Origin of the sequence: Romboutsia sp. 13368, assembly GCF_018336475.1 — a bacterium.
GTDB lineage: Bacteria > Bacillota > Clostridia > Peptostreptococcales > Peptostreptococcaceae > Romboutsia.
On the sequence record NZ_CP048741.1, the window covers coordinates 271,839 to 282,900 of the forward strand.

Annotated in this window: 13 protein-coding genes; 12 read left to right on the forward strand and 1 reads right to left on the reverse strand. The window is 29.0% G+C overall.

Annotation, left to right across the window (positions count from 1 at the left end; all coding sequences use genetic code 11):
• The coding region (locus tag G3997_RS01070) for an APC family permease (protein ID WP_296646753.1) at window positions 1-1,209 on the forward strand (1,209 nt) is incomplete at its 5' end.
• A gap of 41 nt (window positions 1,210-1,250) precedes the next feature.
• Here the strand turns inward: G3997_RS01070 and G3997_RS11470 are convergent.
• Window positions 1,251-1,364 carry a CDIF630_02480 family spore surface protein gene (locus G3997_RS11470; protein WP_334299843.1) on the reverse strand — a complete coding sequence of 38 codons (114 nt, stop codon included), beginning with the start codon at window positions 1,362-1,364 and terminating at the stop codon, window positions 1,251-1,253.
• Between the two features lie 201 nt (window positions 1,365-1,565).
• Here G3997_RS11470 and G3997_RS01080 point away from each other — a divergent pair, with 201 nt between their 5' ends.
• From G3997_RS01080 to G3997_RS01125, 11 genes are all read left to right on the forward strand, one after another.
• Window positions 1,566-2,072 carry a superoxide dismutase family protein gene (locus G3997_RS01080; protein WP_296646756.1) on the forward strand — a complete coding sequence of 169 codons (507 nt, stop codon included), beginning with the start codon at window positions 1,566-1,568 and terminating at the stop codon, window positions 2,070-2,072.
• Window positions 2,073-2,589: 517 nt separating this feature from the next.
• The gene (locus G3997_RS01085) at window positions 2,590-3,537 is read left to right on the forward strand and encodes an ABC transporter substrate-binding protein (protein WP_296646759.1); all 948 of its coding nucleotides are present in this window, start codon (window positions 2,590-2,592) and stop codon (window positions 3,535-3,537) included.
• A gap of 130 nt (window positions 3,538-3,667) precedes the next feature.
• Window positions 3,668-4,258 (forward strand): FecCD family ABC transporter permease, encoded by a 591-nt coding sequence (locus G3997_RS11355; RefSeq protein WP_442971219.1) that lies wholly within the window; start codon window positions 3,668-3,670, stop codon window positions 4,256-4,258.
• 38 nt (window positions 4,259-4,296) lie between these two features.
• Complete coding sequence (locus G3997_RS11475; RefSeq protein ID WP_334299844.1) at window positions 4,297-4,641, forward strand: FecCD family ABC transporter permease; 345 nt, start codon at window positions 4,297-4,299, stop codon at window positions 4,639-4,641.
• Between the two features lie 3 nt (window positions 4,642-4,644).
• Window positions 4,645-5,658, forward strand: coding sequence for a FecCD family ABC transporter permease (locus G3997_RS01095; protein ID WP_296646761.1), 1,014 nt, complete (start codon window positions 4,645-4,647; stop codon window positions 5,656-5,658).
• A 28-nt stretch (window positions 5,659-5,686) separates the two neighbouring features.
• Window positions 5,687-6,472, forward strand: coding sequence for an ABC transporter ATP-binding protein (locus G3997_RS01100; RefSeq protein WP_296646763.1), 786 nt, complete (start codon window positions 5,687-5,689; stop codon window positions 6,470-6,472).
• A gap of 9 nt (window positions 6,473-6,481) precedes the next feature.
• Window positions 6,482-7,825 (forward strand): MATE family efflux transporter, encoded by a 1,344-nt coding sequence (locus tag G3997_RS01105; protein ID WP_330616152.1) that lies wholly within the window; start codon window positions 6,482-6,484, stop codon window positions 7,823-7,825.
• Window positions 7,826-8,049: 224 nt separating this feature from the next.
• Window positions 8,050-8,838, forward strand: a complete 789-nt coding sequence (locus G3997_RS01110; RefSeq protein ID WP_296646766.1) for a threonine/serine exporter family protein — start codon at window positions 8,050-8,052, stop codon at window positions 8,836-8,838.
• On the forward strand, window positions 8,838-9,314 hold the full coding sequence (locus tag G3997_RS01115; RefSeq protein WP_296646768.1) for a threonine/serine exporter family protein: 477 nt from the start codon (window positions 8,838-8,840) through the stop codon (window positions 9,312-9,314). Before G3997_RS01110 ends, G3997_RS01115 begins: the two co-directional genes overlap by 1 nt.
• A gap of 203 nt (window positions 9,315-9,517) precedes the next feature.
• On the forward strand, window positions 9,518-10,156 hold the full coding sequence (locus tag G3997_RS01120; RefSeq protein WP_296646771.1) for a nitroreductase family protein: 639 nt from the start codon (window positions 9,518-9,520) through the stop codon (window positions 10,154-10,156).
• A 223-nt stretch (window positions 10,157-10,379) separates the two neighbouring features.
• Window positions 10,380-10,964, forward strand: coding sequence for a helix-turn-helix domain-containing protein (locus G3997_RS01125; RefSeq protein WP_296646774.1), 585 nt, complete (start codon window positions 10,380-10,382; stop codon window positions 10,962-10,964).
• Window positions 10,965-11,062: the final 98 nt, after the last annotated feature.

Sequence of the window (11,062 nt, forward strand, 5' to 3'; positions counted from 1 at the left end):
ATAGTATGGGTTATAGCAGGTATAATAACAATAGTTGCTGGACTTACTGCAGCAGAARTWTCAGCTGCAATACCTAAAACTGGTGGTATGATGGTTTACATCGAAGAAATATAYGGAAAGAAATTAGGTTTCTTAACTGGATGGATGCAATCTGTATTATTCTTCCCAGCTACAATAGCTGCTATATCAGTTATGTTTGGACAACAAGCTGCTATATTATTAGGAAATCAATCTTTAGTAATACCTATGACAGTAGGAGTTATATTACTACTAGGTGTATTAAATACTTTTGGTTCTAAAACAAGTGGTGCAATACAAACTGTATCAACTGTATGTAAATTAATTCCTCTTGTATTAATAATAGTATTCGGATTTATAAGAGGTGGAGGAGATAATCCTATAGTACAACCTTTAGTTGCAGAAGGTATAAGCCCAACAGGAGTAATAGGACAATTATTAGTTGCTATATTATTTGCTTATGATGGATGGATAAATGTTGGTGCTATAGCTGGTGAAATGAAAGATCCAGGAAAAGATTTACCTAAAGCAATAGTTGGTGGTTTATCTTTAGTTATGGCAGTATACGTAGTTATAAACTTAGCTTACCTTTGGGTTTTACCAGCTGATCAATTAGCTCAATATGCTTCTCCTGCTTCAGCAGTTGCAACTGAATTATTTGGTCCAATTGGTGGTAAAATAATAACTGTTGGTATATTAATATCTGTATTCGGATGTATAAATGGATACTTATTAACTGGACCAAGAATAACTTATACATTAGGACAACAAAAAACTATACCAGTTATGTTTGGTAAATTAAATAAAAATGGTGTTCCAGCTAATGCAACATTATTAATTGCTGTATTATCAGCTTTATATGCATTATCAGGACAATTTAACTTATTAAGTGATTTATCAATGTTTGCTGTTTGGTCATTCTATGTTTTAACATTTATAGGTGTTATAAAACTTAGAAAAACTCATCCAAACTTACACAGACCATATAAGGTACCTCTATATYCTATAGTTCCATTAATAGCAATATTTAGTGGATTATTCGTTGTATTAAATCAATTATTCTTTGCTGGTGCAAAAAGTACAATGATGTCTTTAGGAGGAATTGTTGTAACTCTTATAGGTTTACCTGTTTATTCTTATATGACTAAAAAGTATGCTAACTCTAACGATAACATAGATAAAGCTGCTTAATATAATAAAGAGCGTAGACAAAGTCTACGCTCTTTTATTGTTTATAATCTACTACCATTATCAACCCAATCTTTAGCTTCTTCTACATTATAAAGAGAAGGTATGTGTACTTTACTTCCATCAGTTCTTAAATTATCAATATTAGACCAAGCWATTTTCTAAAATTTGAAAAATTCATCTTATCCCCTTTTTACTCGCATTATATAACAATTGTGAAGTTAATTATATTGTATCATTTTCAACACTCATTTAAAACATAGCCTTAATTTTATATTATCACAAAGTAAKTAACATTATTAAAGTAGAAAACATAATATATAGCGTTATAGATTAACTATATTATAAGGAGGTATATTATGGATACATCTTGTCCGAAGTATGATATTCAAAAAATATTTTCTTCATATAATCCATCTAAACCAAATGCATATGCTCAAATAAAAGGAGGACCGCTAGCACCTTGTATAAGAGGTACTATATACTTATACCAATTAGGAGAAGGTGTATATGTAAAAGCGTATATAACAGGAATTCCTAATATAAATAATCAATCTAGTTCATTCCATGGACTTCATATTCATGAAGTAGGGGATTGTACTGTAGGAGATGCAAATGAACCGTTTACTGATGCAAAATCTCACTATAATCCAAGTAATGTAGAACATCCTATGCATGCAGGTGATTTACCACCAATTTTATCAGCTAATGGTATAGGAATACTTTCAACATTTACAAATAGGTTTACTGTAAGTGAAGTTATAGGTAAATCTTTCATACTTCATCAAGGATATGATGATTTTACTTCACAACCAGCAGGAAATGCAGGTGCTAGATGGGCGTGTGGAATCATTGATTATTATTAAATATTAGAAATGTAAATTTTACATTAATAAATCATACAACTATATGCTATAAATNNAATAAATCAAAGTCAAAATGCTGTCTACATATAAAGTGTGGACAGCATTTTTACGTACAAGGAAATTATGCTATGAAATTTTTTGTGGATAACCTATGAATATAAGTAATATCAATAATATAGAAAGGTAAAAAATGACATTTTGAGCAACGGATGTATAATTTTACATTAATAAATCATACAACTATATGCTATAAATAGAAAAGTTCTTGAAATTATAACAAGAACTTTTTTATTGTTATTAGAAATTATAAATATAAGTTTAAACGAATATATTTATGGGTAAATATGATAAATGTAGAAAAAAAGCGAAAATATTATAAAAAAAGAAAAAATTGTTGAAAAATGTATTGACTAATAAATGATACATAAATATAATAAAAATATAAATTACATGAAATTGATTATCAATAATAGAAATTAACAATAATTAATAATAAAAAAGACATCGGAGGGAAAACATGAAAGGATTAAAGAAATTAGCAATCTTAGGATTAACTATAGTTTCACTTGGTGTAGTAGGATGCTCATCAAATGGAAGCAATGAAGAAACTGCAAAAGCAGAAACAAGAGTGGTAGAAACAGTTAAAGGAGAAGTTGAAATACCGGCTAACCCAGAAAGAATAGTTGATATATCGGGAAACAGTGAAGAGTTAGTATTATTAGGATACACTCCAGTAGGAACTTCAAATATTGACTCATATAAAACAGATTCAGTACCAGCATACATAGAAGATAAATTAGGAGAGTCTAAAGTAGTAGGACACTCAATGATGGAAACTGCAGATATAGAAGCAATACTTGGATTAAACCCAGATTTAATAATAATGGCTCCAAGACAAGAAAAAATATATGATCAATTAAAAGAAATAGCTCCAGTAGTTATGGTAGATGATGAGTACAATGACTGGGAAGCTAAATTAATGGATATCGCTGACATATTTGAAAAGCAAGATGAAGCTCAAAAATGGTTAGATGAATATTACAAAAAAGCAGAAGAAGTTGGAAAAGAAGTAAAAGCTGCAAATGGTGAAGATGAATCATATGTAGCAGTATYARCAGATTTAGCTAATGGACAATTCTTCGTATTTACTAATGCTGGATTAGGAACAGTATTAAAAGATGATTTAGGTCTTAAGCAACCTGAAAATATGCCAGGACAAGATTCAATAGAGTTACCTAAAGTTACTCTAGAAGGTTTAGCTGAAATAGATGCTGATAATTTAATAATTATAGGTAGTGAATCTGATAAAGCTGAATTAGAAAATAATTCTGTATGGAATCAAATAGAAGCTGTAAAAGAAGGAAATGTARCGATGTTAGATGCTAGTCCTTACTTCAGTCAACCATACAACCCAATAGGAAGATTATTAATATTAGATACAATCAAGGATGAACTTGTAAAATAATGTATAAATAAATAGTAGGTGGAAAAGGATAGGACTTTTTCACCTACTATTTATATTTATGGATAAATATATGTAAATTTATGGAGGATAGATGAAAAAGATTAATAGAAAAAAGGCAGCATATATACTTATGTTTGTAGGTATAGCATTGCTACTATTTGGAATAGTAACCTCTATTTCTTTAGGAGCAAAGAATATAGATTTATCTACAATAGTAAATAGTATACTTCATGATAATAATGATATAAATACTAAAATAATTAGAGATGTAAGAATTCCTAGAGCTATCGCAGCAGCTCTTGTAGGTGGATTTTTAGCAGTAGCAGGTGCAATTATGCAAGGTATAACTAGAAATCCTATTGCAGAGCCATCTGTAATGGGGATAACACAAGGTGCTACATTTATGATAGCAGTATCATTTGTATTACAAAGGGTGTTCCCAAATTTAATAATAAATAGTTTTGCAATGATGATATTTGCATTTACAGGAGCTAGTATAAGTGGACTTTTAGTTTATTTTGTAAGTTCAAGAAGTATGAGAAAAGTAGACCCTGTTAAACTTGCACTAGCAGGAACCGCATTAGGTACATTATTGATATCACTAGCGATGGGTATATCAATGTATTTTAACTTATCTCAAGAACTTAGYTTYTGGATATCAGGTGGAGTAACTGGTGCAAAATGGAGTAGTATAGCAATGTTAGCATTAGTNNNGGGATAGCTTTAATTGGAGCTATTATCTTAGCACCTAAGATAACAATACTAAGCTTAGGTGAAGAAATAGCTATAGGATTAGGACAAAAAACAAATAAAATAAGATTTATAAGTATATTACTAGTAATATTATTAACTGGAGCATCTGTTTCTGTTGCAGGTAATATAGTATTTGTTGGACTTATAATTCCTCAAATAGTAAGAGCAATAGTTGGTGCTGATTATAAATATATAATACCAAGTTCAATGATATTTGGTTCAGTTTTATTAGTATATAGCGATATTTTAGCAAGGATGATAAATCCACCATATGAAACTCCAATAGGTTCATTAACTGCACTTTTAGGAGTGCCTGTATTTATCTACCTTGTTAGAAAGGATACAAAATAGATTATGAATATAAAGAAAAATAAAAAATTTATAATAGTCATTGGAATATTATTATCCATAATATTCAGTACTTTTTTAATCAGTTTAAATACAGGTTCATTATCAATAGCACCGAGTGATGTAATAAAAACTTTAATAGGACAGGGTACAAAAGCACACGAAATAGCAATATTTAAATTAAGATTACCTAGAATAGTAATAGGAATACTTGTAGGTACTGCATTAGCAGTATCAGGTACTATACTTCAAGGTGTTACAAAAAATGATTTAGCGGACTCTGGAATACTTGGTATAAACTCAGGTGCTGCATTATTTGTTGTTATATATATATTCTTAATGAATGGAAATGTATATGATGGTGTAAGCAATCTTACTATATTTACAATGCCAATTGTAGCTCTTAGTGGTGCTATATTTGGAGCATTTTTAATATATTTACTTGCATGGAAAAATGGAATAAATTCATCAAGATTACTATTAGTAGGTATAGGTATAAATATAGCATTTACATCAATACTTACTATATTCCAACTAAGATTTACTACACAAGAATTTAATAGAGTAATGGCATGGACAAACGGAAGTATATGGGGAACTAATTGGAAATACGTTATAGCAGTTTTACCATTTATATTAATATTTACTTTATTAACAATGTATAAATCAAGATACTTAGATGCACTAAATTTAGGAGATGAAGTAGCTACTGGTTTAGGCGTAGAGGTAGAAAAAGAAAGAGTAAAACTAATAATATATTCAGTAATATTAGCAGGGGTTGCAACATCTGTAGCAGGAAGTATTGGATTTTTAGGATTAGTTGCACCTCATATATCAAGAAAATTAGTAGGACCAAAACATATAAAATTAATACCTACTGCAGCCCTTGTAGGTACTGTAATACTTTTAGTAGCAGATACTATAGCAAGAAATATAATTGCACCTATGGAACTATCAGTAGGAATAGTAGTAGCGATAATAGGTGTTCCATACTTTATTTATTTAATGTTAACGGATTAATATAAATTAGATTTAAAAGGAGATAAATATGAACTGCATAAGTACTAAAAACTTAAATATTTCTTATGGAAATTTAGATATAGTAAAAGATTTAAATTTAGATATACCAAAAGGTAAAATAACTACAATAATAGGTTCAAATGGTTGTGGTAAATCTACAATATTAAAAACAATAGCAAGAATTATACAAGCAAAAAGTGGAGATATATTTGTAAATAATATAAATATAAAGGAACAAAGTCCAAAAGAATTAGCTAAAGTAATGGCAGTTCTTCCTCAAAGTCCGCAAGCACCAAGTGGGCTTACTGTAGAGGAATTAATAGCTTACGGAAGATTTCCTCATCAAAAGGGATTTGGGAAAATGAAAAAAGAAGATGAAGATATAGTAACATGGGCACTTAAATCAACTGGAATAGAAGAGTTTAGAGAAAGACCTATGGAAGCTTTATCAGGGGGTCAAAGACAAAGAGCATGGATAGCTATGGCACTAGCTCAACAAACTGAAATACTTATACTTGATGAACCAACAACATACTTAGACTTAGCTCATCAATTAGAAATATTAAAGTTATTAGAAGAGCTAAACAGAAAACAAGGAACAACTATAGTTATGGTTATACATGAGCTTAACAATGCAGCTAGATTTGCAGACCATATGATAGGTGTTAAAAAAGGTAAAGTAGTTTGTGAAGGAACTGCTCATGAAGTAATGACAAAAGAAAACTTAAGAGAGTTATTCAATATAGATGCTGAAATAGTTGAAGACCCTAGAAATAACAAGCCTGTATGTTTAACTTATGACATGATAGGTTAGGAGAAAAGTATGACAAGTAAAATAGAAACAACGAATGATTTAAGAGATGAAAAAATTTGGCGTTTAGTTATAAAATATTCAATACCTGCTATATTAGCGATGATGGTAACATCTTTATACAATACAGTAGATAGAGCGTTTATAGGTTCTATGAAAGATGTAGGAGCATTGGCTATATCAGGACTTGGGGTTACAATGCCAATTATGACAATATTAGGAGCATTCTGTGTTGCCTTAGCAGTTGGTGGAAGTACTAACATAGCTATTAAATTAGGAGAAGGTAATAGAGAAGAGGCAGAAAAAGCCTTAGGAAATACATTTGCTATAGAATTATTAGTTGGTATAGTAATGATGGTTATATCAATATTCTTCTTAGAAGATATATTATACTTATTTGGAGCGAGTAGTGATACTATAAAATACGCAATGGATTATATGAGTGTAATAATGTTTGGTGCATGGTTTAACTTGCCAGGATTTGCAATGAATAGTGCAATAAGAGGAGAGGGAAATCCTAAACTTGCATCTAATATGATGATAATAGCTTGTTTACTGAATTTAATTTTAGATCCAATATTTATATTTGGATATAATATGGGAATAAAAGGAGCAGCAGTAGGAACCGTAATATGTCAGTTAGTAATATGTTTATGGTCAACTTACTACTTCACTAAAGGAAAATCGAATTTAAAGTTAAAATTAAAAAATATAAGATTAGAGAAAAAAATAATAAAAGGAATAGTAATAATAGCTTTAACACCATTCTTTATGGAACTTGCCTCAGGATTTATACATTTAATAACTAACAAAGTATTAAAAGTATATGGAGGAGATTTAGCAATAGGAGCTATGACTGCTATAACATCAATAAACTTATTATTTATGATGCCTATATTTGGTATAAGCCAAGGTATGCAAACTATAATTGCATATAACTACGGAGCTAAGCAATATGATAGAGCAAGAAAGACTTTATCAATAGCAGTAAGTGGAGCGGTTGTAATATTAACTATAGGATTAATAGCTACTAGATTATTCCCAATTCAACTTATAGGAATATTTACTAAAGATACAAAGCTTATGGAATTAGCACTTAATGGATTATCTATATACTCAATAACATTACCAGCAATAGGTGTATGTATATTAGGAACAGTTTACTTCCAATCAATAGGTAGTGCAAAGAAATCAATAGTACTTAGCTTATTAAGACAAGTTATAGTATTTATACCATTAATACTTATAATACCAAGAAGCTTTGGATTAAATGGAGTATGGGCATCTCAGCCTTTAGCGGATATCGGAGCAATGATTATAATAGGATTATGCTTAATAAAAGAGTTTAAAGATTAGATATTATATAGCTAACTTTTAATATTTAATATAATGTGAAATTGTAAGATACTCATATTCATTGGATATGAGTATTTTTTATATATAATGAATAGAACAGTATTAAACGTTAAATATAATAAAATACCACTTTATACATTTAAGTTGAAATGATATAATTTNTATACATTTAAGTKGAAATGATATAATTTATTTCTATAAAATAAACGAATAAGGGGGTATTTATGGCTGAGAATAATACTCATAAATATAAAAAAGATGTTTTAAGATTAGCTACATTTATAGGACAACTAATGCTTACAAATGGAGCAGAAACTTACAGAGTTAATGATACAGTAAAAAGAATTTGTAGTTCAAGAGGATTTAACCATATAAATGTATTTGTAGCACCTAACACAATTATAGTATCAGATGATAGATTTGATGGATATACATTTATGAAGGTAATCGAAGGTAGATATATAAATTTAAATAAAATAGATATGTTAAATGATTTTTCTAGGAAATTTGTTAGTAAAACAGACATGTCAATAGATGAGGCAATAGAAGAATTGAAAAACTTAGAAGACAAATCACCTCATACGCAAAGAGCTGTAAATATATGGACAGCAATTGGTTCGTCTAGTTTTGCTGTATTAGTTGGAGGAGATAATGTACTAACATTTATGTTAACTCTTATAACATCAGTAATTGCTATGATTGTATATGATAAAGTAAAAGAAATAAGTAATATTCCAGTTTTTGCTATATTAGTATCTTCAATAGTTATAGGTTTTTGTGGAGTTGGACTTGTAGAAATTGGAATATTAGATACACCAAAGATGTTGATAGTAGGTTCAATAATGCCTCTTTTACCAGGAGTTCCGTTTATAAAAGCGATAAGAGACTTGGTATCAGGAGAACTTATGTCAGGTGTTGGACGAGTAATTGAAGCAGCAATTATTGCTACAGCTATTGCGGTAGGTGTAGGTGTAGCGATGAATCTATATGTTAGATTTGGAGGTGTATTATAATGATTTGGATGCCTATGTATATACACATTATATTTTCATACTTAGCAGCAGTTGGATTTGCAGTATTTTTAAATGCTCCAAAGAAAACACTTTATATATCTGGTGGTATAGGGATGATATCATGGGTTATATATATTCTTTTAATGAGAATTAATATTGATACTATAATTTCAAACTTTATAGCTGCATCTGTTGCATCATTATTATGTGAAATATTAGCAAGAAAGATGAAAAAGCCTACTATATTATTTGTAGTTCCAGGTATAATAACCTTAATACCAGGACTTGGTCTATATAATACAATGTCATATGTTATGGAAAATAAATTTGAACAAGCTTTTACTACAGGTGCTAATGTTATTTTAGTAAGTGGAGCTATAGCACTTGGAGTTATAGTAGTTTCATCTTTATTTAGAACATATTATAAAAATTCAAAATTCATTTTAAATAAAGAAAATAGTTTATATTATTCCTAGAATTTGCCTTCAACATTGAAATATAAAAAGATATTGGCTAAATAACCAATATCTTTTTATAACACTAAAGTTAATATCTTTTTTATTAGTTTTATATTTAAATCATTTTAAGCCTTAAAAATCTTTAAATTTGACATGAAATAGTTATAATTATATAATTACTTTGATATATAGGTAATTATATAAGAAGGGAAAGCAACAATATGGCAAATTTAGATTTTATATATAATCGTAAAAGTGTAAGACAATTTAAAGATACACCAATACCAAAAGAAGATATAGTTGAGTTACTAAAAGCAGGAACTTATGCACCATCTCCTAAGCATCAGCAAAATTGGCACTTTGTAGTGTTACAAAACAGAGACATAATAAATAAAATGGCTGATATAGTAACTAAAAGCCATGAAAATATAGGTCAACTTGCAAAGAATGAAAAAGATTTTAAAAGACACATGAGTACTATAAATTACTATACATGTTTTAAACATGCTCCTGTAGTAATAATAGTTTATTCTAGTGAGTATAAAATGATAGAATATAAAATACTAAAAGAAAATGATGCACCACAAGAAGTACTTGATGTATTAGTATCACCTCAGTCAGCAGCTCAAGGAATAGGAGCAGCAGTAGAAAATATTTTATTAGCAGCAACTGAAATGGGATATGGAACTTGTTATATGACAGGTCCAATGCATGCAAAAGAAGAAATAGAAGAACTTATAGGATTTGAAAAAGAAGGATATAAGTTAATGTCTATGATTTCTTTAGGTGTAGCAGAAGATGATACTCCAAATCAACCATCTCGTAAACCTTTAGAAGAAGTTGTAACTTTTATAGATTAATTATAAACTTTTATTAATAACGTATATATATCCTACAAAGTAGATAATACAATTTCTTACTTTGTAGGATTTTTTATATTTATAGTATGGAAAGATTAGGTGAGATTTATAAAAATTTATATAATGATATTAACTAAAAAGTAGAATAATTAAAGTAACTCTACGCTTAGTTTATTGAATCAACTTATTAAGTAGTTTAAATTAATATTAAGAGGTGATAAGGATGGATTGTAAAAAAATCGGAAATTTAATATATGAATTAAGAAAAAGTAAAAATATGACTCAAAAGCAAATAGCTGAATTAATGAATATAAGTGATAAAACAATAAGTAAGTGGGAACGAGGTTTAGGATGTCCTGATATTTCTTTACTTCCAGAATTATCACAAATATTAGGTGTAAGTGTTGATCAAATACTATCAGGAGAAATAAATTTAAATGATTTAGTAGGAGGAAATATGAATAAATTAAAATTTTATGTATGTGGACAATGTGGTAATCTTATTACATCGACTGGAAATCCAACCATATCGTGTTGTGGAAAAATGTTAGAACCAGCTATAGCTAAAAAAGCAGAGGATGGTCATAAGCTTAATGTAGAGCCAGTAGAAGATGAATTATATGTTACTACTGAGCATGAAATGAGAAAAGAACACTATATATCTTTTGTTGCATATGTTAAGGGAGATAGAGCTCTTATTGTAAAGCAATATCCTGAATGGGATATGCAATTTAGATTACATAAATTAGGTCGTGGTAAACTGTATTTCTATTGTACAAATCACGGATTATTTTATCAGATAATATAGATGGAAATAAATTAAAAAACCTACAGTAGGGGATTGTAGGTTTATATACCTGGGGGAGATAGGTATTTTACGTTCATATCTTAATTATTATCAGTTTT